General features: G+C 46.2%; 25 protein-coding genes. 17 read left to right on the top strand and 8 right to left on the bottom strand.

Translation table 11 applies throughout. The features are described 5' to 3' along the window. Nucleotides 1-17: 17 nt before the first annotated feature. The 3 genes from FQV30_RS12190 to FQV30_RS12180 are packed head-to-tail and all read right to left on the bottom strand — an operon-like array spanning nt 18 to nt 3,378. Entirely contained in the window at nt 18-338 is a 321-nt protein-coding gene (locus tag FQV30_RS12190; protein ID WP_146500432.1) for a spore coat protein, read from the bottom strand. 1 nt (nt 339) lies between these two features. Continuing rightward, nucleotides 340-561: a spore coat protein gene (locus FQV30_RS12185; RefSeq protein WP_146500431.1), complete on the bottom strand. Its 222-nt coding sequence runs from the start codon at nt 559-561 to the stop codon at nt 340-342. A gap of 48 nt (nt 562-609) precedes the next feature. After that, complete coding sequence (locus FQV30_RS12180; RefSeq protein ID WP_146500430.1) at nt 610-3,378, bottom strand: YfhO family protein; 2,769 nt, start codon at nt 3,376-3,378, stop codon at nt 610-612. Nucleotides 3,379-3,550: 172 nt separating this feature from the next. Here FQV30_RS12180 and FQV30_RS12175 point away from each other — a divergent pair, with 172 nt between their 5' ends. The 3 genes from FQV30_RS12175 (at nt 3,551) to FQV30_RS18220 (ending at nt 5,233) form a co-directional block, all read left to right on the top strand. Further along, nucleotides 3,551-4,075, top strand: coding sequence for a P-loop nucleotide/nucleoside kinase family protein (locus FQV30_RS12175; RefSeq protein ID WP_146500429.1), 525 nt, complete (start codon nt 3,551-3,553; stop codon nt 4,073-4,075). Between the two features lie 21 nt (nt 4,076-4,096). Beyond that, the gene (locus FQV30_RS12170) at nt 4,097-4,777 is read left to right on the top strand and encodes a Type 1 glutamine amidotransferase-like domain-containing protein (RefSeq protein WP_146500428.1); all 681 of its coding nucleotides are present in this window, start codon (nt 4,097-4,099) and stop codon (nt 4,775-4,777) included. A 207-nt stretch (nt 4,778-4,984) separates the two neighbouring features. Continuing rightward, a complete protein-coding gene (locus FQV30_RS18220) occupies nt 4,985-5,233 on the top strand; it encodes a hypothetical protein (RefSeq protein ID WP_255473434.1) in 249 nt (82 codons plus the stop codon). Between the two features lie 57 nt (nt 5,234-5,290). Here FQV30_RS18220 and FQV30_RS12160 read toward each other — a convergent pair whose 3' ends face one another. Beyond that, entirely contained in the window at nt 5,291-6,415 is a 1,125-nt protein-coding gene (locus tag FQV30_RS12160) for an amidohydrolase (RefSeq protein WP_146500427.1), read from the bottom strand. Between the two features lie 184 nt (nt 6,416-6,599). Here FQV30_RS12160 and FQV30_RS12155 point away from each other — a divergent pair, with 184 nt between their 5' ends. The 12 genes from FQV30_RS12155 (at nt 6,600) to FQV30_RS12100 (ending at nt 18,407) form a co-directional block, all read left to right on the top strand. Then, a complete protein-coding gene (locus tag FQV30_RS12155; RefSeq protein WP_146500426.1) occupies nt 6,600-7,049 on the top strand; it encodes an Lrp/AsnC family transcriptional regulator in 450 nt (149 codons plus the stop codon). Between the two features lie 85 nt (nt 7,050-7,134). Further along, complete coding sequence (locus FQV30_RS12150; protein WP_146500425.1) at nt 7,135-7,983, top strand: M55 family metallopeptidase; 849 nt, start codon at nt 7,135-7,137, stop codon at nt 7,981-7,983. Between the two features lie 33 nt (nt 7,984-8,016). Then, entirely contained in the window at nt 8,017-8,943 is a 927-nt protein-coding gene (locus FQV30_RS12145; RefSeq protein WP_146500424.1) for an ABC transporter permease, read from the top strand. A 3-nt stretch (nt 8,944-8,946) separates the two neighbouring features. After that, nucleotides 8,947-9,888, top strand: coding sequence for an ABC transporter permease (locus FQV30_RS12140; protein ID WP_146500423.1), 942 nt, complete (start codon nt 8,947-8,949; stop codon nt 9,886-9,888). Between the two features lie 12 nt (nt 9,889-9,900). Beyond that, complete coding sequence (locus FQV30_RS12135; RefSeq protein WP_146500422.1) at nt 9,901-10,941, top strand: ABC transporter ATP-binding protein; 1,041 nt, start codon at nt 9,901-9,903, stop codon at nt 10,939-10,941. Then, nucleotides 10,941-11,927 carry an ABC transporter ATP-binding protein gene (locus FQV30_RS12130; RefSeq protein ID WP_146500421.1) on the top strand — a complete coding sequence of 329 codons (987 nt, stop codon included), beginning with the start codon at nt 10,941-10,943 and terminating at the stop codon, nt 11,925-11,927. Before FQV30_RS12135 ends, FQV30_RS12130 begins: the two co-directional genes overlap by 1 nt. Nucleotides 11,928-11,949: 22 nt before the next feature. Then, complete coding sequence (locus FQV30_RS12125) at nt 11,950-13,584, top strand: peptide ABC transporter substrate-binding protein (protein WP_146500420.1); 1,635 nt, start codon at nt 11,950-11,952, stop codon at nt 13,582-13,584. A gap of 118 nt (nt 13,585-13,702) precedes the next feature. After that, nucleotides 13,703-14,080 carry a DUF3899 domain-containing protein gene (locus tag FQV30_RS12120; RefSeq protein WP_146500419.1) on the top strand — a complete coding sequence of 126 codons (378 nt, stop codon included), beginning with the start codon at nt 13,703-13,705 and terminating at the stop codon, nt 14,078-14,080. Between the two features lie 51 nt (nt 14,081-14,131). Continuing rightward, entirely contained in the window at nt 14,132-15,919 is a 1,788-nt protein-coding gene (locus tag FQV30_RS12115; RefSeq protein ID WP_146500418.1) for a S9 family peptidase, read from the top strand. 98 nt (nt 15,920-16,017) lie between these two features. After that, nucleotides 16,018-16,782, top strand: a complete 765-nt coding sequence (locus FQV30_RS12110; protein WP_146500417.1) for a gamma-glutamyl-gamma-aminobutyrate hydrolase family protein — start codon at nt 16,018-16,020, stop codon at nt 16,780-16,782. Nucleotides 16,783-16,933: 151 nt separating this feature from the next. Continuing rightward, nucleotides 16,934-18,166 carry a cysteine desulfurase-like protein gene (locus FQV30_RS12105; RefSeq protein ID WP_146500416.1) on the top strand — a complete coding sequence of 411 codons (1,233 nt, stop codon included), beginning with the start codon at nt 16,934-16,936 and terminating at the stop codon, nt 18,164-18,166. A 10-nt stretch (nt 18,167-18,176) separates the two neighbouring features. Further along, nucleotides 18,177-18,407, top strand: coding sequence for a hypothetical protein (locus tag FQV30_RS12100; protein WP_146500415.1), 231 nt, complete (start codon nt 18,177-18,179; stop codon nt 18,405-18,407). A gap of 21 nt (nt 18,408-18,428) precedes the next feature. Here FQV30_RS12100 and FQV30_RS12095 read toward each other — a convergent pair whose 3' ends face one another. Both FQV30_RS12095 and FQV30_RS12090 read right to left on the bottom strand, forming a co-directional pair. Continuing rightward, nucleotides 18,429-19,067 carry a class D sortase gene (locus FQV30_RS12095; RefSeq protein ID WP_146500414.1) on the bottom strand — a complete coding sequence of 213 codons (639 nt, stop codon included), beginning with the start codon at nt 19,065-19,067 and terminating at the stop codon, nt 18,429-18,431. A 58-nt stretch (nt 19,068-19,125) separates the two neighbouring features. Beyond that, complete coding sequence (locus FQV30_RS12090) at nt 19,126-19,539, bottom strand: LPXTG cell wall anchor domain-containing protein (protein WP_146500413.1); 414 nt, start codon at nt 19,537-19,539, stop codon at nt 19,126-19,128. A 317-nt stretch (nt 19,540-19,856) separates the two neighbouring features. Between FQV30_RS12090 and FQV30_RS12085 the strand changes: the two genes are divergently transcribed. Continuing rightward, complete coding sequence (locus tag FQV30_RS12085; RefSeq protein WP_146500412.1) at nt 19,857-20,300, top strand: HEAT repeat domain-containing protein; 444 nt, start codon at nt 19,857-19,859, stop codon at nt 20,298-20,300. A 48-nt stretch (nt 20,301-20,348) separates the two neighbouring features. Here the strand turns inward: FQV30_RS12085 and FQV30_RS12080 are convergent, their stop codons facing one another. Then, complete coding sequence (locus FQV30_RS12080; RefSeq protein ID WP_146500411.1) at nt 20,349-21,281, bottom strand: PhzF family phenazine biosynthesis protein; 933 nt, start codon at nt 21,279-21,281, stop codon at nt 20,349-20,351. 111 nt (nt 21,282-21,392) lie between these two features. Next, nucleotides 21,393-21,974 carry a biotin transporter BioY gene (locus FQV30_RS12075; protein ID WP_146500410.1) on the bottom strand — a complete coding sequence of 194 codons (582 nt, stop codon included), beginning with the start codon at nt 21,972-21,974 and terminating at the stop codon, nt 21,393-21,395. A gap of 301 nt (nt 21,975-22,275) precedes the next feature. Between FQV30_RS12075 and FQV30_RS12070 the strand changes: the two genes are divergently transcribed. After that, nucleotides 22,276-24,645, top strand: coding sequence for a M14 family zinc carboxypeptidase (locus tag FQV30_RS12070; protein ID WP_255473431.1), 2,370 nt, complete (start codon nt 22,276-22,278; stop codon nt 24,643-24,645). Nucleotides 24,646-24,742 lie beyond the last annotated feature (97 nt).

Genomic DNA, 24,742 nt, shown 5'->3' with positions numbered 1-24,742 from the left:
CTTCTTTCGATTAACGATTATTTGCTGAGTTTAAGTGCGGTATCCGCTTTTTTAAGATCGTGTTCGAGCTGCTCGTCTATATCATAAGCATGGTACATTTCGTTTTTGATCATGTATTGGGCAAGCTTGTCATGAAGCTCGATTGCGTTGTCCAATTCACGGCGCAAAACCTTCTTTACACTTGGAGTTGCGGTTTCCGTGATGGCCACGGCAAGATTGCGGACACCGGCTTTTGCGGACACCAGCAGGTCGGTCGCAATGACCATATCATCGATCAAACCGTCAGGCACATTTTGCAGTTCGTTTTCCAACTGTTTTTCTTCTTCTTTTTTTGTCATATTACGCTTCCTCCCCGCTCGATTGTTTGCTGGCATCAGCTAGGATTTTACGCAAGTCTTTGACCGCTTTTGTGGATAACTCGGTATCTTCTTCGATAATTTCCTTCAGTTTTTTGTCTTGCACCATGTCAACAAATAGTTTGTTTTTTGCGAGGCATGCTGTTTTGAAAATAAGCACCTCATGGACTTCAAGTGTTTCATGGATAGCCAGTTGTTTTGCCATGCGATTCCCTCCTGGTTTAAGATAGTTGCTGAAGTTGCTAGTAACGGTTTACCCAGTTTTTTTCCTTCTAATCCTTTTTTCTTTTCGGATGCAGAAAAACGCGGCTGCCAGCGAGAGGAGAGAAACGAAAAGGGAACGGTAAAAATAAGGCGGCCGATAAGTAAGTTCGATTGTGTTGAAGCCCTCCTCAGCTGCGACTGCCGAGAAGGCGTAATTTGCTTCCAGAACATCTGTGTTCTTGCCGTTCACTTTCGCACTCCATCCAATTTCATAGGGAACCGGCATTACAAGGAAATCGCCTTCCTCAGCGGCTGCATACTCAGCATGGAGGCGGCTGCCATTCCATTCTGCTTTCGTTTCTTGCGTTGCCTGTTCAACTTCTTGGCGCAGCACCTCATACGGTTCTTCATAGATTTCCAACTCCGTCAATTCATAAACTCCTCGGGGCACTTGAATACGGATTGTATCATCGGCTGGAATGCGGATGGTCAAATCGTCAATGTATGTTTTATAGACGGAGCCGCTCCATTTCCGTGAAGTTTTATAGGAATTGACTTCAAGCGTAAACCCGTCATCCGGCTTTTGGTTGATCAAATGAAACGATATATACAGATCGCTTCCTTCCGGTACAGGTTCATCCAATGCCAAATCCAGACCGCCCGAGTCGCCGGTCACGTCAAGGATGCTTCCATCAAAACTTGCGTTGTTTTCTACGGCAGTGTACGCCAGCTTTTTAGGCGCAGGAGGAAGCGGGGCAGGGGTTTTGGGATTGTTTAAAACGATACCCTTGAGCATTGCATGCTCCCGCAGAAGAATCGGTTCCTGCTCCAATTCCTTTTCACTGTAGGCAAGTGGCGAGGCCCGGACAAACGGAAGCGGATAACGGTTTTCAAAAACCGCAAAATTTTCGCCGGCCAGCACCTGTTCAAAACCGGCAGGTATATTCTTGTTGTTTGGGCGTAAAATCACATAGTTGGCCTTCAGCAGACTATGCAGATTTGTACGTTTGCCAAGTGTCGTTATACGGCTCACGCTTTCGCGCGCCATATCGATCTCGAGGTCGTTCAAATAAAAGTGCACCACTTCATCATTCAAGATACTAGAATAAGCGCTCAATCCCCTGAAGTTTTGGACGAGAGGCGTATTGTTCCGCTGGCTTTCCATCCATTCGACCCGGTAGACGGAATCGGTTGCGCGCTCTTCTATAGCGGTTAGAAGATTCACTATTTCAGGATCGTCATAATCCGGGCCAGTAATAAGCTCTTCTGAAACTTTATGCGTGTTTCCGCTAGTGACAAGCATGACATATTGAAAGCCGTTGGCTGCCAAAATCAACGCAAATACTACAAACACAACCAGCTGCGCCACTTTTGCGCTATCCCTCACAGCTCGTGTAAACAGCATGAAAGTAATAAGGGCGACCCCTATAACGCCGATGTATAGTGGAAGGCGGACATCAAAATTGTTTTCCATTATTGCCTTGATAAACCGAAAACCGCTTACTGAAATTACCATTATTATAATGATTAAGACCATGAGTTGCCCTGTCATAGAATTTTTCTGGACAGCGCGGGTATACAAAAAGAAAATGGACAACGCAATTCCAAAAATCACTGTAAGGAAAGGGATAGAAACATCGCGTTCAGGATCCAGGATTGCGAAACAGAAATAAGCTGCCAATCCAAGTACTCCGGCGATTGCAATATGATTTGCTTTCAGCTGCGGCAACTTGCTGAACCCAGCCGCCACCGCTCCTCCCGCCGCAAAAGAAACGAAATACTCCCAGCGGTATTGAGGAGCGGAAAAGCCGTTGAAGGCACTTGCCATCAACGGACTATAGTGAAGCACTACCCCTAGCAGCACAAGCAAGGAAAAAAAGCGGAACCGGGCGCTCTTGTAAAGGGGAAGTGCAAACACCATCAAGACAAAAGCAGCTGGCAAAACAAGGTAACTGCTGGTGAATAGAATATTGTCGATCCAGTCAAACCAGCTGATTTCATGTGCATAGGGCGGACGGTAATTATTGAAAAAGGAGTAGGCTGCCGGAACAAAAGAGACGGCGCTGATGCCGGCTCCAACCAACCCTGCGATCAAAAACTGTTTGATCGCAGAGCTTTTGGGCGTTTCATTTTTTTCGAGCGGCATAACAAAGCGGAAAGCTGTATAAATGCCTGTTACTAATAGATTGATATAAGCAAAATAGAAGTTGTCGAACATGGACAGCGCGACAGCAAACAAGAACCAGCCAGAACGCCGTTCCCGAAAAATCTTTTCAACCCCGAACAGCAGCAGGGGAAGCCATAAATAAGAATCAGCAAAAAATTCCCAATATGCGGTATGGCTAAAATACATGCCGGATATTCCATAAACACAGGAGCCAAGAAAAGCTGGAATCGGCTTGAATTTCATATAGCGAAAAACGGCGGAGGCAATAGCCAAGACTGCTGCAAGGCGGATGATACTAATGAAAACAGCCGCCCGGCCCCAGAATAGGATGTCGGGTTCTGGTATAACGCCGCCCAATTCCAGCAAGTAGAACAGGCAGACGGTCAGGATGAAAAAAATCGATGTCGCGAAATAATAGGAAAGCCAGCCTAGAGTTCCGCTTCCCAACCCCAATTGCGTCGAATAGAAAAACTCGCCGGAAGTGTATTGATGGTATAAATGGTTTTTGAACGGCAGCATTTGGGACAAGCCATCATTATTTCCTGCCATGAACCGGCCTTGCGTCCATTCATAAAGGTAGGTTATATGAGAAGCTGTGCTTACGACAAGGCACAAAGCTATAAAGAACATGTAAGGCATGAATTTTTGCATAGTCCATCTCCTTTAGTTTAAGCGGGCATTGCCAATTTTTTCTGTTTCTGAATGGAATCGTCTTCTTTCCACCTAGTATATCGCCGCAAAGTAAAGAACACGTTAAAATATTCGAAAAAGATAAAATAGGAGAAAATCCTCCTAAATAACTTAAAAAAGCGAGGCTGCTGCTATGTTTTTTCTTCAAATGTCCGGATTTCCGGGCTCCGGAAAATCGACGTTGGCCCACATGCTCGCAAGAAGGACCGGCGCGGTCATTGTTGATCATGATGTGGTGAAGTCAGCGTTGATGGAATTCATGGAAGTGCAGACAATGGATGCCAAAACAGCCGGCAAAATATCTTATGGAGTCGACTGGTCCTTGATAGATTTCCATCTTTCACTTGGCCATGCCGTTATTTTTGACAGCCCCTGCCTGTATGCCGAAATGCTTGGCAACGGCATGAGGCTAGCGGAAAAGTATAACGTGAAATATAAATATGTTGAATGTTATTTGAATGATTTCCAGAAAATAAACGAGCGCCTGAAAAATCGGAGCCGAAAAACCAGCCAGATCCAAGAAGTTTTATCGGAAAAAGTATTTTCTGTAGCCGTCGATAGCAGCGAAAAGCCGCTTAATGTTGAACACTTGGTGATCGATTCAGGCAAACCGCTCAGCAGTTATATAGACGAAGTGCTTGAATATATCCTGGAATAACAATGGAAAGGGGAAGAGGGCATGGGGGGGAAACATTTATTCCTGCAAGGCGGCAACCCGCCGTTTGAAGCGCAATTTGGCGCAAAGTTTGCTGAACTGTCTTTGAAAGACAGGGGAAAAGTGGCCATTCTGCTTGTAGAACGTGAAGGATGGAAGAATTACTTGCCCCAATACACTGATGTTTTGAAGGAGAATGGAATAAAGGACTTTTTTTGTTTGCTGTTGACCCCTCAGCCATCCAAGGAAGATATAGAAGAGCTGCAGACATGTACCGGTATCATTATCGGCGGAGGCGACACAGAACGTTACCGGGATTATATCGCTGGTACGGTGCTTGGGGCCGTTATAAAAGAACGGTACGGACAGGGAGTTCCGGTTGCCGGCTTTTCGGCTGGGGCTTTGATCAGCCCGGAAGTTTGCGTTATTCCGCCGATTGACAATGCAAGAAACGAACATTTATTTTTGGAGGGGCTGGGGCTTTTAAAGGACTGTGTCGTTAGCGTCCATTACACCTATTGGGAAGAAAAAGAAAATTTGAAAGCAGCCATTGCCAAAACAGGTGCTGCAGCCGGCTATGGAATAGATGATGAAGCCGGCATGTATTTTGAAGACGAACAACTGGCGTCCATCGAGGGTGGGGATGTATATACATTCCAACAGAAAAACGGGCACTGGATTGAAGAGAAGAGAAATGGCCAATGATATCTATGGGAATTGGGGAGGGCAAAAAGTTTGCCTGCGGTGGCATGCTGCAACGAAAATCAGCGCAGCAGATATTATCACAAGTGTCCATGCCGATTGTTTCAGTGGAGGAAAAGTGTTGCTGGTCCATGTTAAGGGGCGCTGCATAGGGAAATATATGAAGAAGCTTATATTAAGGGGAGGGCCAGCTACATAGGAGCCATTGAAGTGGATCACACAGACAACCCTGATTTTTGGGAATCCGGTCCGTACCCGAGGATTGGCTATCAATTGTTTTATCGAGTAGACGTTGAAGAGAGTTTGCCGTTTTTGAGAGAAAATGAATCCTCATGCCGCATTTGGGTTGAACCTGAAGAGCTGCCACATGTCATGGACGGCCACGAAATCGGTCTGCGGATTTTAATGGAAGCACTCAATTCGAAAAGTGCCCTGAATAATTCGGATCTGGCTCCTTAAAGGCCCTCATAAATAATAAAAGCAGCCTCTTGAGAATGAGAGGCTGCTTTTATTCGTTCAATGGACTGCTTCGCCGTTGATATAGACGCTCTCCACTTTGCTTGAAAGTTCAAACGGGTTGCCGCTCCAAATGACGAAATCCGCATCTTTAGCCGGTTCAATGGAACCGACCCGATCTTCCACTCCCAAGTGCTTTGCAGCATCAGAAGTCAAGGCGGTCAGCGCCTGTTGCTCGGTGATGCCGTGGTTGATCGCATGAATGGCACTCGTCACTAGATATTCAATGCCGACGACAGGATGATCCGTCGTTAACGAGCAAGGCACGCCAGCATCTATCAATGTTTTGATCGTCGTCCAATTTTTATCTTTCAGTTCCACTTTTGAGCGAGTCGACATTGTCGGACCAACCGAAACCCGCACATCGTGTTTTGCAATATAGTCGGCGATATGATGTCCTTCAGTGCAATGTTCAATCGTAACATCGATATCAAATTCACGCTTGATGCGAAGAACAGTAAGAATGTCATCCGCCCGGTGAGCGTGGACCCGCAATGGAATTTCTTTGTTCAGCACTTTCGCCAAGTTTTCCATGTCCAGCTTCCGTTCTTTTTTTTCTCCATTTATGTAATTCTGCGCTTCTATCAATTTCTCGCGTATCAATGCCGCAACGCCCATCCGGGTCACCGGCATCCTTCCTTTGTCTCCGTGATACTTTTTCGGATTTTCGCCAGTAGCGGCTTTCATTCCGGAAGGAGACCGCAAAACCATATCGTCTACAATATGGCCGGCTGTTTTCAAAACGAGCATTTCGCCTCCGATCACGTTGGCGCTTCCCGGCATGACTTGGACTGTCGTGACACCTGCACGGCGGGCATCTTCGAATCCTGTTTCCATCGGATTGATGCCATCGATAGCCCGTATTTGCGGAGTAACAGCGGAGCTCGTCTCATTGAAATCAGCGCCTTCTTTGCCAACGCCTTCTTCTGAAATGCCCAAGTGGGTATGGACGTCAATCAGTCCCGGTGTGACTATTTTTCCGGAAGCATCTATGATCCGATAGCCTGCCGGAATGTCGCTCTGTGGTTCAATCGCTTCGAATTTCCCATCTTTCACGTAGATGACATGGCCATCCAGCACTTTGCCAATGCCATCGAAAACTTTTGCATTTGAAATCGCTAACATATAAAAACCTCCAATTTTGATAAAAAAAAGCATTGCTTTATAAAAATACATATTATAAACTATTCATTAATATTCCTTTTTTAGATAATAAAATATATTGAGAATATTGTAAAGCGTTACTGAAATCGAAAAAAAGACCTTATTCCGGTAACGAAGGAGCGCCAAGGCAGAGAGAAGGTGTTTCATGGTTTATGAACTAGATGAACTGGATCACGGCATCATCAAACGGTTATCAGAAGATGGGCGCGTATCATTCGCCGAGTTGTCAAAATGCTTGCATGTCACCGAAAAAACGATTCGCTTGCGCTACAAAAACCTGATTGATAAAGAAATTCTCAACGTGGTTGGAATTGTCAATCCGATTGCTGTTGGGCTCAAAGCTGGCGCTATTATCCAGATCAAAGCGCAATCCCGGTCCCTGCAGCAAGTCATCAAAGAACTGAAGAAAATTCCTCCAATCCGTTATATTACTGTGACATCCGGAGAATATCCTCTTCTTGTTCAAATAACAGTGAAAGATCAAGAAAAAATTACCGAAGTATTATACGCAATCAATTCAATAGAAGAAGTGACAGACATCAATACGATAATCCAATTGGATGTATACAAAAATACTTTCGAATACATACGTTAAAGATCCATATGTTAAATAGTCAAAATTTTTTGTCAAAATATTATGTGCAAGAACAAAAATATAATGCGAAGGATGTCGGGACACAATGAAGTATTTCATTTCAGCAGATATGGAAGGGATTTCTGGTGTAGCTACGAACCAGCAGCTTAAAACGCCTTCCGAGTACCAGCGTTTCCGCAAATTGATGACGGCAGACGTTAATGCGGCAATAGAAGGAGCATTCAATGGAGGAGCGAAGGAAATCGTGGTTGCAGATGGCCATGGCAACATGTCCAATATCATCATTGAAGAATTGGATAAACGCGCGCGCCTTGTTTCCGGGAACAACCGGGTTATGTGCCAGCTTGAAGGGTTGGATGAAACGTTCGACGGAATCTTATTTGTTGGCCACCATGGCCGCGAAGGAGGTTCAGATGTTGCGGTGATCAGCCACTCACTGGCGGGGATTTGCGTCAATGAGCTAAAGATCAATGGACATGTTGTTGGAGAAACAGAGATGAACACATATGTAGCGGGTGCTTTCGGTGTTCCGCCAATTTTTATAAGCGGGGATGACGCCTATGTCCGGGAAGTTCAGGAAACTCTGCCCCATGTGGAAGCGGCAGTGACAAAACGTGCAGTAGACCGTTTTGCTGCAGAACTCCTTCATCCGGAAGTTGCCCAAGAAATTATTCGGGAAAAAGCCGAAGCTGCCGTAAAAAATGCGGCAAACCAAAAACCTGTGGTGCTGGAAGGCCCTATTACGTTTGAAATTCAATTCAAAGGATCACAGCAAGCGAAGATGACAACGACCATTCCAAGCGTCGAGTTGATCGGGCCGAAACAAATCCGCTTTACATGCGATGACATGGTCACGGCCTATAAGCATATGTGGGGATGTGTAATCATTGCGATAACCGCAACGAACGGCGTGCTTGGCAGCGTGAATGCTTGAGTGTAAACCAATTTGAATTGAGGTGTTGAAGGAATGTATATTGTAAAACGCTTTATTACGATGCTTGTTACCATTTGGGTAATCGCTTCGTTGACGTTTTTGATCATGAAATTGATTCCGGGCGACCCATTTGCCTCGGATGCAGATGTTCTCCCAGAAGAAGTTGTAGAGAACATGCGCGCAAAATACAATTTGGATGAACCTATACCTGTTCAATATATATTGTATTTGAAGAACTTGGCCATGCTGGATTTAGGACCTTCCATCCAGTCAGAAACAAGAACTGTAAATGACCTTCTGGCAGATGGATTTCCTGCATCTGCGACATTGGGCATCCAGGCAATCGTTGTAGCACTGATTTTCGGCTTGCTGCTCGGAATTATTGCTGCGCTGAATCATAATAGATTGCTTGATTATGTGTCTATGGTTTTTGCGATTGTCGGAATTTCTGTTCCAAGCTTTATCCTGGCGCCATTGCTCATCAACTTTTTTGCGGTCAAGTGGGGCCTTCTTCCGGTAGCTTCATGGGGAACGTTCCAGCATTCGGTTTTGCCGACATTGGCGCTGGCAGTCACGCCGCTTGCCGTTGTTGCGAGGTTCATGAGATCAAGCATGCTTGAAGTCATGAATCAGAATTACATTAAAACAGCTGACGCTAAAGGGTTGTCTTCTTTCAAGATTGTGGTCAGCCATGGAATCCGCAATGCGATTTTGCCGGTTGTATCGTTTATCGGCCCATTGTTTGTCGCATTGATCACAGGGACATTCGTTATTGAAAAAATATTCGCGATTCCAGGGATCGGGAAATATTTTGTGGATAGCATATTCAATCGTGATTATCCAGTCATCATGGGAACAACGGTATTTTTCAGCACCATTTTGGTTGTTACGTTGTTCTTGATCGATATTTCTTATCGATTTATTGATCCGAGAATTAAACTGACGAGCAAGGGGGATTAACAGGTGGTAAAAGTAGCGAACGATTCATTGTTTCGGCCACTAGATCCGGCCAAGCAGCAATCAGATGTCATTGAACGTCCAAGTTTAGGCATTTGGAAAGAAACATTCCTAAGTGTCATAAAAAATAAACTCGCAGTTATCGGGCTTGTGCTTTTGCTGTCGATTATCTTTCTAGCATTATTCGGGCCTGCAATGGTGCCTTATAGCGCATCTGAGCAAAGCTTGACCAACACTAACCAGCCGCCTTCTTCCGAACATTGGTTTGGCACGGATGATTTAGGGCGGGATATGTGGAGCCGTACATGGCAAGGAGCTCGAGTTTCCTTGACAATCGGTTTTGTCGCCGCATTCGTCGATTTGCTGCTCGGCGTTATTGTTGGGGGAGTATCCGGCTATATGGCCGGGCGAGGGAAACTAGGGGACCGTGTTGATAATGTTTTGATGCGAATTGTTGAAATTTTATACGGCATTCCTTATCTATTGGTTGTTATTCTTTTGATGGTCGTCATGGAGCCGGGGATTACGACAATCATTGTCGCATTGTCCATCACAGGCTGGGTAGGGATGGCAAGAATCATCCGTGGACAGATACTGCAATTGAAATCGCAAGAATATGTTCTGGCTGCAGAAAAGCTTGGAACATCGCACACAAAAATCATTACACGCCATTTATTGCCCAATACGTTGGGAATTATCATTATCAATTTGACGTTCACCATTCCGACCGCCATTTTTGCGGAAGCTTTCTTGAGTTTCTTAGGCCTTGGCGTTCAAGCTCCTTTTGCAAGTTGGGGAACGATGACAAATGATGCACTTGGCGTCATTTTAAGCGGACAGTGGTGGAGATTATTTTTCCCGGCATTCATGATTGCGATGACAATGTTTGCTTTCAATGCATTTGGTGATGGGATACAGGATGCTCTCGATCCACGAGCCCGTAAGTAGGAGGTAAAAGCGATGAGTCGTTTATTGGATGTAAACAATTTAAAAGTGAATTTTAAAACATACGGCGGCGAAGTAAAAGCCGTCCGCGACGTTTCTTTCCACGTGGATAAAGGGGAAGTGGTCGCCATCGTCGGTGAAAGCGGAAGCGGCAAAAGTGTTACTGTCCAAACCATTATGGGCCTGATTCCAATGCCGCCAGGAATCATCAAAGGCGGCAGCATCAAGTTCCAAGGAAAAGAAATACTGGGTGCTTCGAAAAGGGAATTGAGAAAAGTAAAAGGATCCAAGATCGGAATGATATTCCAGGATCCGATGACTTCCTTAAATCCAACGATGATTGTCGGCAAACAAATTGCCGAAGGCGTCATTGCCCACCAGAAATTATCGAAGAAAGAAGCAAAGATAAAAGCGATTGAAATGCTTAAATTGGTCGGGATACCAAATGCTGAAGAACGCTATAACCAGTATCCCCATGAATTCAGCGGCGGGATGCGTCAGCGGGCAATGATCGCCATCGCGCTTGCATGCAATCCGGAATTGCTGATTGCCGACGAGCCGACCACGGCGCTCGATGTAACCATCCAGGCACAAGTGCTGGAATTAATGAAAGATATCCAGAAAAAAACCGATACAGCGATTATTTTGATCACCCATGATTTGGGTGTTGTAGCTGAAACCGCTCAGCGGGTGATCGTCATGTACGGCGGAATGATGGTTGAAAGCGGAACTGTTTACGAGTTGTTTGAAAATCCGCGGCATCCGTATACTTGGGGGCTGTTGAACTCTATTCCGGATGTAGAGGGGCCGGAGAAAAAGAAATTGATCCCGATCGAAGGATCGCCGCCAGATCTTTTTTCGCCGCCAAAAGGCTGTCCATTCGCTCCTCGCTGCAAATTCGCCATGGATATTTGTGTAGAAGAAATGCCTGGTAATTTTGAAATCGGAGAAGGCCATCTTGCCAAATGCTGGCTGAATGATTCCCGCGCACCGCAAGTGGAGCATGTTTTTGCGAGAGAAGAAGAAAAAGCCATTGCAGTAGGGAGTGAGAAGTGATGGTGGAAAAAATCGAAGAGGCAGGAAAGAAAAACACGGCAGAAAATCTTGTCGAAATCCATTCCTTGAAAAAATACTTCAACATTAAAAAAGATGTCACTGTCAAATCGGTGGATGATATCACCATCTCGATCCGAAAAGGTGAAACGTTCGGCCTGGTTGGTGAAAGCGGAAGCGGCAAGTCCACATTAGGGAAAACTGTCGTGGGGCTGCAGTCGCCGACCTCAGGAGACATTATCTATAACGGGCAGAATGTCCTGCAACTTGATAAAGAGGCCCAGCGAAACGTCAACAAAGAAATGCAGATCATATTCCAGGATCCGCATGCCTCGCTCAATCCGAGAATGCGGGTTGGTGACATCATCGCAGAAGGAATTGATGCCTACAAACTTTTCAAAGGAAAAGATCGCACAAACCGGATTTATGAGTTGTTGGCACAGGTCGGCCTGCGCCCCGAACACGCCAAGCGATTTCCTCATGAGTTCAGCGGAGGGCAGCGGCAGCGGATTGGAATAGCACGGGCGTTAGCTGTGGAACCGAAATTCATTGTCGCCGATGAACCGATTTCCGCATTGGATGTATCAATCCAGGCGCAAGTCATCAACTTGATGGAAGAATTGAAAGAATCCGAAGGTTTGACGTATCTGTTTATCGCCCATGACCTTGGCATGGTGAAACATATCAGCGACCGGATCGGCGTCATGTATCTTGGGAAAATGATGGAACTGAGCAATAGCGATGATATGTTCAGAAATCCGCTGCATCCTTACACACAGGCCCTGTTATCGGCCATTCCAAAAGCGAACCCGCGAGCCGTCAAAAAAGAACGCATTGTTCTTCAAGGCGATCCGCCGAGTCCGACAGCGCCTCCAAGCGGCTGCCGATTCAGGACAAGATGCCCGCATGCTATGGAAATTTGCGCATTACAAGAACCACAATGGAAAGAAGTAGAAGACGAGCATTGGGTTGCTTGTCATTTATACTAATAAATTAAAAGGGGAGAACAAGATGAAAAAATGGTTATTACCGATGAGTGTGCTGCTTGCAACTTCAACAGCACTAGCAGGCTGCTACGGCGGCGGAGGAGAAGGAGAAACTTCCTCATCAAGCGAGGGAGGGGCAAGCACGGACATCAAACAAGAAATGGTAGTCAATGCAATGTCTGAACCGCCCGCAATCGATCCGGCACTTGCTACAGATACGACATCCGGCTGGGTTTTAGATCATATTTTTGAAGGGTTATACACACGCGATAAGGAAGGGAATCCGGTTTTAGGGGCGGCTTCTGATGTTTCCGTATCTGAAGACGGAAAAACTTACACTTTCAAATTGCGTGAAGACGCAAAATGGTCAGATGGTTCTCCGGTAACAGCAGGAGACTTTGAATATGCGTGGGAGCGCGTATTGAACCCTGAGACAGGGAGTGCATTCGCTTTTTATCTTTACTATATCAAAGGCGCCGAAGCTTACAATAAAGGCGAAGGCAAAGTGGAAGATGTAGGAATCAAAGCAGTTGATGATACGACATTTGAAGTTGAATTGAATGCTCCGCTAGGGTATTTTGACAGTCTTTTGACATTGTGGACATTCTATCCGGTTCAACAAAAAGCTGTTGAAGAAAACAAAAACTGGGCGGCAGAAGCGGATACTTATGTGAGTAACGGGCCGTTCGAAATGACTGAATGGCAGCATGACAGCAATGTGGTCATCGAGAAAAACGACGACTACTATGCTAAAGATGAAGTGAAAATGGAAAAAGTGACGTTCGAATTGGTAAACGAAGCTTCAACCTATTATCAAATGTTCAAAACAGGCGAGTTGGATTTGGTTATGACATTGCCGACTGATGTAATTGCTACTGAAAAAGAAAATCCGGAATACATGGAAGTCCCTTATTACGGAACGTATATGTACATGTTCAATGTTGAAAAAGAGCCGTTTACAAATGCGAAAGTCAGAAGAGCTTTTGCAATGGCTGTAGATCGCCAAGCCTTGGTAGAGAACGTGACGCAAGCCGGAGAAACTCCAGCATATGCAATGGTTCCAACTGGAGCTGAAACAGCTGAAGGTGATTTCCGTGAAGCTGGCGGGGACTACTTTGAAGAAAACGCAGAAGAAGCGAAAAAACTTCTTGAAGAAGGTATGGCTGAAGAAGGCTGGGATACATTGCCGGAAGTGACATTGATGTACAATACTTTGGAAAGCAACAAGAAAATGGCGGAAGCCGTACAGGAAATGTTATCTGCTAACTTGGATGTCAACGTTAAATTGGCGAACCAAGAATGGGGAACTTATTTGGAGACAACCAAACAAGGAAACTTCCAAATGGCGCGTATGGGCTGGATCGGAATCTTTGTTGATCCTGTTGTCAACTTGGACTACTACCTTGGCGATAGCCCGAACAACCGCACAGGTTGGGTAAATGAAGAATTCGATTCTTTGATGGCTGATGCTAAAGTGGAACAAGACGAAAACAAACGTTTTGAAATGCTTCACCAAGCAGAAGAAATCTTAATGACGGACATGCCGTTTATGCCTGTTTATTTCTATAAAAACACGTATATGGTATCCCAAGATTATGAAAATATCGCTTACTATGTGAACCGCTACCCTTACTTGAAATGGGCAGAGAAAACAAAATAAGCTAGAAATTCCTGATGGGAATTGGAGTTGAATCGGCAGTGTCCCGTCTCCAGCAATCCAGCTTTAATGGATGGCTGAGAAGATCAGGTGCTGCCGTATTTTTTTATGAGGTGAGAAGATGAAACGATTTATCGGATTGAATAGCTGTCTTATAGTACTGTGGATTGCCTGTAAACTGATTTGGAGCTGGTCGCTTGTCGAATGGATCAATTACGCCTTTCTGTTCGGCTTGGTGGCTGCCATCATTGCTGCCTGCATTAAAATTTGGCAGACGAAGTTTCTGGATCTGTTCGCCAGCGGTTTCCGCCAAATGGGCCCTTTTTTCATGCCCATGGCAAAATCCAGGTCGCTCGAGCGCACAAACCAACAGCTTGCTGAAGATGAGGGCCTGCAGCAATTCAAGCAATCCATTGCTGCTTGGCTTTTGCTGTTTATGTCGAGTTTGTCAACTTCCTCCATATTGGTATCGCTTATCGGGCTGCTCGTTTTCTATTGAAATGAGTGGCTTTTTCAAAACTGAACGAGATATTTGAAAGGGGACCGAACCATGGAAACTTCTGCTGGACACCAATTGCATACCTATTTGAACGTCACTGGGGCTTCCCGGCCAAGCGTACTGCCTGGGCAGCACGCATTCACGTTTTTATCCAAGAAGACCGGCCTTCCTCAAGTCTGGAAATGGCAGGAGGATGGTCAAATCGAACAAGTGGCTGAGCTGCCTGACCGGGTGCTGGAAGTCCACCATTCTCCAACCGGCAAAAAAACCATTGTCGGCATGGACCATAAAGGAAATGAAAAACAGCAATTGTATATATTGAATGGAACAACCGGAACTGCGGAAGAACTTGTTATCTCACGGGAACACTTCCACCAATTCGGCGGCTGGTCGCCGGATGAAAAAAAGATCGCTTTTTCAAGCAATCGCCGCCATCCCGGTTTTTTTGATGTATACATACTGGATATAGAAGAAAAAGAAGAACAAGTCGCTTTACGGGTGGATGGAAACTGCACACCAGTGTGTTGGACGAAAGATGGAAAACAGCTTGTTTTAAGCATGCCGGATACGAATATTGACCAATCTTATTATGTGTTCGATTTGACTTCAAAAAACCTGACGAAGCTCGGACAAGAAAACGCATTGGCCCGATATCATTCAATTCAATTAAGCGATGACGGGAAAGGCGGCTTCTTGGTAACAGACATGGGACGGGAAACGTTGGCCATCCAGCAGTTTGCGTTCAGTCATCCAGGCGAATTGAACGAACTGCTGGCGATTGAAAGTTGGGATATTGAAGAAATCAAGCTTTCGCCGGACCATTCCAAACTCGCATACACGGTCAATGAAGGCGGCATATCCCGGCTTGGCATTTATGGATTAAAAGAAAGCGGGAACTTTACAATAGAAGAAATGCCGACGGGTGTTTTAGATTCGCTTTCTTGGCTAAACGAGAAGGAATTAGCGGTAGGCGTTAAAAGCGCGGTGCATCCGGGAGATATTTGGAAAGTTTCGCTGGATAGCCGGAAAGTGGAACGGCTGACGTTTGTCGGTGAAGCCAAAGAAGTGGAACACTTGTGGATGCAGCCGGAACTTTGCCATTTTTCATCATTTGATGGTCTTGAAGTTCCTTACTTTTTGTATGGCAAACAAGAGCATGGCCAGCCGGTGGTCATTTATGTCCACGGCGGACCGGAATATCAAATCAAGGCTGAATTCAATCCAGTCATCCAGTTTTTAGCGGCAAACGGTTTTGCGGTAGCTGCGCCGAATGTCCGCGGCAGCATGGGATATGGGCGGACTTATGTGAAATTGGACGATGTCCGGAAACGTATGGATTCAGTGGCGGATTTGAAAGAGCTTGCGGCTGATTTGGCTGCGAACCATGGAGCGGATCCGGAGAGAATCGGGATAATGGGGCGCAGCTACGGCGGGTTCATGGTATTGGCTGCGTTGACGCACTATCCGGAAGTCTGGGCAGCCGGAGTCGATATTGTCGGCATCTCCCATTTTAAATCCTTTTTGGAAAATACGGGGTCGTGGCGCCGTGCGCTCCGCGAATTCGAATATGGTTCCTTAAAAGAGGATGGGGACTTTTTCGAAGAAATTGCGCCGCTGAACCATACCGCCAATATTACGGCCCCGCTGCTGGTCTTCCATGGACGGAATGATACCCGTGTGCCGGTGAGTGAAGCGGAGCAGTTGACGGCAGACCTGAAGCAGCAAGGGAAACAAGTCGAACTGGTCATTTTCGAAGATGAAGGCCATCAGACTGAAAAAATCGAAAATCATATTCAAATGAATACGATGATTGTCGAGTTTATGCAAAAGTTTCTATAGGAGCATGTGCAGCTTACTGAATCCCATTTATACTTTAAGGGGAGAAAAGCTGATACTAAGTCAAGCAAATCCTTTTGCTTGGGACAGGAGCGGGGAAGATGAAACCATTGATCGGAATATGCGCAAACTACTCGACTGACAGCGTGCCGGGCGTTGTCACAGGATTGGGTGTGATGGGGCAGGAATGGCAGTTGCTGTCGGCGGACTATGTCACTTCCATCGAGCGCGCCGGAGGCATTCCCGTTATTTTGCCGGTGACAGAAAATGTGGAGACAGCGGAAATGATGCTTGGCAAACTGGATGGCATTTTGTTTAGCGGAGGATCTGACGTTGACTCGCAATTATACGGAGAATATCCGAGCTACGATTTAGGGCCGATTGAACCGAAGCGCGATTTGCACGAAGTGTCATTAGCCAAAAAAGCGTTGTTTCAAAGCGATATACCTATCTTAGGTATTTGCCGCGGCATGCAATTGTTGAATGTCGCGGCGGAAGGCTCGCTGTTCCAGGATTTGAAGCGCCAGCAGCCGGATTGCTTTAATCACTCGGTCGCAGGAGCGCCGATGCATCATCCCGTCCATGATGTCACGGTAGATCCTGATTCAAAGCTCCATGAAATTTATCAGTCTGATACCTTGGCGGTCAACAGTTTTCATCACCAGGCGGTAAAAGACCTCGGAATTGATTTTGTAGCGACTGCTATTTCGCCGGACGGTTTGATCGAAGGCATGGAATGGAAAGGCGACCGTTTTGTCTGCGCTGTCCAATGGCATCCAGAAATGATGGTGGAGAAAGTGCCGGAAGTCATGCCGCTGTTCACTGCATTCGTCAAAGAATGCGCAAAAGGGCACATAAGCAAATGATAAAAGGGGCAGGCTTTTCCATCGTGGCAGTGGAAGGGTTCCATGAATCCGAATATTGAAAAAAAATCCGCCTTCTCTCTATAATGACAATGGTAGAGCTTTAGTTTCCGCAATGCATTCCTCTATTCCAGAGACAAAAGGAGCCGACTTGATGAAAACAGAAGAAACGACGTTTCCAATCAGTGAAGTGAGAGAACAATTTCCTGCCTTACAAAGAACATACAAAGGGAAGAAAGCGGCTTATTTTGACGGTCCCGGCGGTTCGCAGGTTGTAAAATCTGCTATTCGGGCCATTGCGCAATACATGGAAAACGGCGGAGCGAATCTGCATGGCTGCTTTCCATCCAGTTGGGAAACGGAAAAGATTATCAAAGAAGCAAAATTGGCGGTTGCCGATTTCTTGGGAGTTCAGGTGAATGAGGTGGCATTTGGTGCGAATATGACCACCTTGACACTGGCTATTTCCCGGGCGCTCGGGAAAAAATGGGGAGCGGGCGATGAAATTGTGGTAACGGAAATGGACCATCGGGCTAATGTGGACCCGTGGCTATTGATGGCAGAAGACCGAGGCCTGACGGTAAGGTGGATTAAAGTGGACACTGAAACGCTGACACTCGATTCAGCGGATATGAAAGAAGTTATTAACGAAAACACCCGTCTTGTGGCAATTGGCATGGCGTCAAATGCGGTCGGAACCATTGTAGACTTGGAACCGATTGTGAAACGGGCAAAAGAAGTCGGAGCTTTGGTAGCTGCCGACGCGGTTCATGCCGCGCCGCACATTGCACTTGACCGCGACCGCCAAGGAATTGACATCTTATTGTGTTCCGCTTACAAATTCTTCGGCCCGCATATCGGGATCGCGGCGATTAAGGAAGAACTTTTCAAGGAACTGGAGCCTTATAAATTGGTGCCGGCGCCAAGCCATTATCCGGACAACCTGGAGACCGGTACGCAAAATCATGAAGGAATTGCGGGCATCACGCCAGCGATCGAATTTTTTGCAGGGCTTGGGGAAGGGCCAACAAGAAGGGAGCGCATTCAGTCAGGCATCTCGCGGATTGAATCTCATGAGAACAGCCTGGCCAAAAAGCTCCGGGATGGCCTGAAGGCAATTGATGGCGTCAAGTTGTTCGAAGCGGGGCCCGAAGTTCCGAAAACACCGACCATCGCTTTCCAGGTGGAAGGCAGAACGCCGGAAGAAGTTTGCAAAACCATGGCGGAAGAACACAGCATCTTCATCGCATCCGGCCATTTCTACGCCTCGACATTGGCTGAACGGCTGGATATCAATAAAAGCGGCGGCTGGATCCGCGCAGGATTGGCCCCTTATAATACGGAAGAAGAAGTGGACCGGCTCATTCAAGCGGTTGCAGCTTTATAGGCAGAGTTCTATGAATAAGCTCAAAATACATCCGTTGATTCTTTTGGGTGTGGGAATAAGCTCGGCTATTATAGGCATGCGGGCGTACGGAAATTTCAGTGCTGATAATGCAGGGTATGGAGTTGCGCTGAGCGTACTCGGTATCTTTTTCGCCATCCTTGCCATATACGGTTGGATGAGGAACCAAAAAATCGACAGGGTCAATAGAAGAATCAAAAAAGGGCAAAAGCTGATTCGTTAGCTTTTGCCCTTTTAATTTGCTTTACTTGGCCGGCTGGGTTGAAACGAGTCTGGCCTGGACGATATAACGGTCCGGGGCTGAGCCGATAAAGTCGAAAGGATAGCAGGTCGTTAAAGTCAAAATCGACTCATCTTTTTCGACGATGACCGAGCGGTCGTCTTCGTCGGTGACCCACATTTTAAAAATTTCATAGACATATATTCTGCCTTCATATTCGACCATCAAGTTATCCTTTTCTTCCAGTTCGGCAAGCCTTGTGAAGACGGTATCCCGGTGCCCGCTTAATACGGTATGGCCATAGCCGCCAGGAACAGTGGTCAGGTCGCTGACGAACATACCGACCCCTTTTTTCAATGTAGCATCATCAGCTCCCCAATAAACCGAATACTTTTGTTCGATTTCAGGAATCAGCAAGGTTGCGGTTTTTTCGCCCAGCTTGCGTTCAATGCCGGAAGTGAGAAGAGGGGGAGGAACCGCTTTTGGCTGGGCCGGCGTTACTTTTGCCTCTGTTGCAACCTCTTGTTGAATTTCTTCAAAATCCGCTATTTCTTCATGGGTCAGATCTTGGGCTGCGGTTTTTCCGCTGTGCCATTCGAAAAAACTGGAGAGCCCGATAATTAGCCCAGCCAGGAGAAGGAGCAAGCCAAACCACCGTCTCATGAAGCTTCACCTCACAGTGAAAACAGCAGGAGGAAATCCCGCCGTTTCGATTTATACTTTACGCGTTCTGGCTTTTCCGGCGGAAAAAGAGGAGTGAACCTGCTCCCGCAAGGCCTGCGCCAAACAACATCATCAATGGACCGTTAGAAGCGGTATCCGGCAGTTCGCCGCCTTCTTCTGCACTTTCAGTTTCTTCATCAGCTGCATTTTCGGTGGAATCATCGCTTTCATAGCTTGCCGCGTAAGTGTCATATTCGCTTTGGCTGACTTCGCAAGCCAAGCCGTCCGCATCTGCATCAAGCCGATGCGGATCGTTTTCTGCACTATAGTCATTTGCAAACCAGAACTCCAATACTTCTTCATGGCTTCCAAAATCCCCACAGTCTTTGTCGTGATTCTCTGCACCAACACTTAAAGAAGAACCTACAAATAAAACCGAGAAAGTAACCATACTCAACATACCTTTTTTCATAATAATCTCCTTTCTTTTCCTTTTATTTGAAGCGCAATTCCATAATATAACTATTAAAGCAAAATTACAATGTATTTATTAGAATTTTAACAATTTTTACTTATTATCAAAGAATCCCATACAAGCCCTTCTCCTCTTCCTTTTAAAAAACAATTTTTCCTTCTATAACCAGTCCGATAAATGCATTGGAGCAGTTTCATAATTCTGCTTAAGTTCTTTTTCATTCGGATGATGGTACAATATAAGGAGCGAATTCCGTGAATGGAATAGAACGATTCATTTTCCGAAAAGGGAAATGGAAAAAAGGAGAATAAATTTTGGCTTATCAAAACAAGAAAAACAATCTACCGCCGAATTACGAAGAGTTGAAAAAAGCTGCCAATCGGACAGCCAACTGGAAAGAGCGCCTGGCTGCAGTCGAGGAACTTGGAAAGTGGAAAAGCGAGCAGACAATCGATCTTTTGACGCATCGAATGGAACATGATCCTGTATATCAAGTGCAAGAAGCTGCGTACGATGCACTGAAAAATTTCGGGGAGAACGTGCACTTGCCTGAGCGCAAGACGCGCGAGCTTATAAAAGATACTTCGAAAGTTTTGCTGCGCATCAAAAAAAGCCTGCCGGCAGACCACTCGTTTGAAGATTTCAAAACAAAGCTGCAAAAAACGCGTGTTGATATTTACGACACGTACAAAGGCGATAAAGGCGCTGATTTCGACCAATGGTTGGAAGATCAGTGGAAGTCTATGCCAAGCAAATAAAAAACCGTAGCGGTCCAATTTGGGGCCGCCACGGCTTTTTTATTTTGTTCAATTTTTAGTGTCTTCCAGATACAACTGCCCTTTTCCGACAGTGACAGCAGTACCGCCAATTTTAACCTGCTGGAATTCCTGGCCCTTTTTAACGATTGTAATATCGATGAAACTCGGCCGTCCCATTTCGATCCCTTGTTCACTCCGAATTGCATAAACGCCGTTTTCAGTTGCGGGAATGACGGCATGCTCGACCAGATAGGCGCCAAGCGGCCCGCTTGCAGCACCGGTGGCCGGGTCTTCAGGAATGCCCATGGCAGGAGCGAACATGCGGCTATGGACAGTGGAAGCGGAATCTTCGGTTTCTGTAGTGAAAACGAAAAGATGCTGAGTCGCTTCGTTTTTGCTGAAGTGCTGTTCCCAGACATCCGAGCGAAAATTGATTTTATTGATGGCGGCAAGCGACCGGACAGGAACGAACAAAAACGGCACGCCGGTCGACACTGTTTGAATCGGAAATTCAGTATGAAGGTCTGCAGGTGCCAGCGACAGCAGTTTGGCAATTTGTTCGGTTTTGGAAAATCGCTCTCCGAAAGAAGGCAGGGGCTGCGTCATTTCCACTTTTGTTATCAATCCCTCTTCTTTATAGACGATAACGGGAATGTCGCCTACAGCTTCTTCCAGCGTCCATTCGCTGATGCCTTCACCCGTTTGGACCAGGTCCTGGTCAGCCATTAAAAAAGCGGCGCCTATGGTCGGATGGCCAGCCATCGGCAATTCCATTTGCGGAGTGAAAATGCGCAGCTTCCTTTGGTTATCCGAGTCGTTTGGAGGGGAGAGGAAAACCGTTTCCGATAGATTAAGCTCCCTTGCAATTTTCTGCATCATCCCAGTCGATAAGGACTCGCCTTCATGGAAAACAGCTAACTGGTTGCCTCCGAATGGCGTTGTTGTAAACACGTCAAGCAATGAATAGTTTAAGACCTTCATCATGTTCCTCCTTCAACTTTGCCTTCTTCTTCTTTTTAGCAGGAAGAAGGGGAAAAGTCCATCGCTGAATTGGCAAAAAACCCTTCCGTGGCGACCGCGGAAGGGTTTTGCTTATTTGTATTTTTGGATAAGCGGTTTCAAACGGAAGCCGAAAATCCCGGCCAGTACAGCAAGAATCAGATCTTTCGGAAGCGGCACTGCCATCCATGCCCAAGCCATCTTGTAGTCGAAGCCTGCTGGGGCAGAAAACCACAATTTGTATGCGGCATACATCCAGTTGGTTCCGATCAGGTAGTTGACTGCGGTGCCCGCCAGTGCAGCTGCGATAAATCCTGTTCGGGAAGGAAAGCGCTGGACAATGGCACCGGCAATTAAGGCGACAAATACAAACGATACAATAAATCCGAATGTTGGAGAGACAAGCGTATCCATGCCTCCGGAAAAACCGGCAAACACGGGCAAGCCAGCCAAACCGATCAATCCATAAACAACCATTGCAGCTGCGCCAAGGCGGCTGCCAAGCAGAATGCCAGCCAAAATTGCGAAAAACGTTTGGAGAGTGATTGGAACTCCGCCAATTACAAGGAAAGCTGAAATATTGGCTCCTATTGCCATTAATGCCGCAAACATGGCGATTTGCACCAGCTGCAGTGTGCGTGAATGATTTTCCGATCTTGTCGCTGAAGTGGTCATATGGTTTCCTCCAAATTTCAATATAAGAAAAGTATAATCAAGCATATATTTTGAGTCAACCGATTTTAAAATTAAGTTAACACAAATTCGAATACAAAATAGATTCCTTTAATCAAATTGTTATGAATATTTTACTAGTTGCATAAAGTATGGACGGAATACTGCGTGAAAATGTGCTATTTTCACCTATAAATTCCGATGGATAATAGATAAAAGGAATTATAGCGTTTGAGCGGAATTTAAATTAATATTATTAATGGTAAATATTTATACATTAAAAAAATATTGGAGGCATATCCAAATGAAAAAAACAGTCAGTGGCTTATTGGCGATAGGCTTGCTTGCATCAGCTCCATGGTCTTCTGCTTTAGCGCAATCTTCAAACCCTACATATGTAAACCCGATTGAAGAAAAAGATGGCAGCAAATTTAATACAGAGAATTATGATTTCCTCAAGTTCTCCGAAATCGGAACCGAACTTCAAAAAATTGCGAAGTCATCCGATCGCATGAAAGTGGAAGTGACGGGCAAGTCAGCCAGCGGGTTGCCTTTATATGTTGTAACAATTTCGGACTCTAAGTCGCAAGGCAAAGTGAACGAAAATAAAGCACTTCGCGAACAGATGATCAAAGATCCCGAAAAGGCACAGGAATGGATTCAGAAAAACACTGATTTCAAAGTGCCGATCATGATTAACGGATCGATCCACGGAACGGAATTTATTGGCAGTGATGCGGTGATGCAATTGATCGAACGTTTTGCCACTGGCAATGATGAAGAGACCAAAACAATTCTTGATAACAACATCCTAATTTTCAATGTTGTAGCAAATCCGGATGGCCGTGTGGATGCGACCCGTTTCAACAGCGAAGGCGTTGATTTGAACCGCGATTTTATTACGCAGTCGCAGCCGGAAACGCGCCAGACGGTAGACTTGATAACCGAATGGAATCCGATGGTGTTCTTGGATACCCACGGCTATGTGAAAAATTACGCGCCCAACAAGCAAGGCTTGATCGAGCCATGTACACCGCCGCACAACCCGAACTATGAATATGATTTGTATAATAAGTGGGCATACGGCCAAGCAGAAGCGATGGAAAGTTCCATCATGAAGAATAAAAGCGAATATAAAGGCGATCTGTATAAGACCATGACAGGGACTTATGTGCCGCAGCGCGATGATGAAGCTGGCTGGGACGATTATCCGCCGATCTTCACACCGATGTATGCCATGTACCACGGGGCATATGGCCACACGCTAGAAGCGCCGACGAACGATGAAGACGGCGTGAAGTGGATGTACGATGCCATCATGGGCGCACTTCAGTATGCAACGGACAACAAGCAGGAAATGCTGAATGATCAGATCGAAATCTTCAAGCGCGGCATCAATTTTGACCATCCATACCACGAGGAAGGCTTCTTCCCGGAAGCGTATATCCTGCCGGTAGATGAAAAAGATCCGACGGTCACGGAAAAAGCGGTCAACCATTTGATCGACAACGATATTGACGTCGTTCGTGCGGCGAAGAGCTTTATAGTTGATGGCGTAGAGTACGCGAAAGGTTCGTACATTGTCGATATGAGCCAAGCAAAAGCGGGCCTTGCCAACACGATGCTGTGGGACGGTGAAGATATCACCGATGACACGCCTTCGATGTATGACATCTCTGCATGGAGCTTGCCGAAACTATGGGGCTTTGAAGCAAATCCGGTCAAGACGAAATTCGACGTACCGACTGCAAAAGTCAATCACGCTGATGGCCACGGGACTCTTTCAGGAAAAGGGCCGTTTGTCATCCCGAACTCTTCGGTGAAAGCGGTAGAGCTGGTCAACACGCTGATTCAGCAAGGAACGACCGTCCGACGCGATAGCAAAGGCGATTTCTATGTCACTGGATCACCGAAGACTATCAGCTCAACTGTGAAAGCATCCGGCTTGCACATTGAAAGCGGTGTGACACCGGTAGATGCGAAGAAACTCACAAAATTGAAAGTTGCACTTCTTGAAGATGGCGGCATGAACAAACAGCAGACGCATTCAGGCATGAACTTGGCTTTAGAGCGTTTAGGCTTTGAAGTAACTGAACTGTCACCTGTGGAAGTGGCGGAATCAGGCTTAACGTCTTATGACGCGTTCATCTACAATGGCACAGAAAGCTTGATTTTAACAAAACATGAAAGAGAAGCAAACCAAGAATTTGGTTTGCAAAACGAAGAGCAGCTTGCAGCATTCAAGGCAAATGTCACAGGTTTTGTTGAAGAAGGCGGCAAATTCATTGCAGCAGGAGCTGGAGCTTCGAAAGCAGCGCAGACACTCGGCTTGACTGACGCAACGGTTCAGACCGGCGGATCGAACAGCAACGGAATTGTCAATATTGATTATGACGGCACCGGAATCACTGCAGGATACGGCCAAGATGATATCGGATTCGTTTACCGTCCAGCTTGGTATAGCGGAGTGGAAGACGGCGAAGTGCTGGCGGCTTACGATGAAAGTGATTTCTTCGTTGCCGGACACTGGAAAGGCAATGAGACGGCGACCGGCCAGCCTGTCATCATCCGCGAAAGCAATAAAGACGTAACGTTGATCGGTATGGAACCGGCTTTCCGTGACCATACGGACTACTTGTTCCGCTTGATTTCAAACGCGCTTTATACAAAATAAGCCGCAGCAAAAGAGAGGCCGAAACCGGCCTCTCTTTTTTTCGTCCTTTATATTGGCACAGGAACGCCGAACATTTCAGTGTTGCACGGAGGTGCAA

Origin of the sequence: Planomicrobium sp. CPCC 101110, from assembly GCF_007859395.1 — a bacterium.
Lineage (GTDB): Bacteria > Bacillota > Bacilli > Bacillales_A > Planococcaceae > Planococcus.
This window is presented reverse-complemented; position numbering and strand designations above follow the sequence as displayed.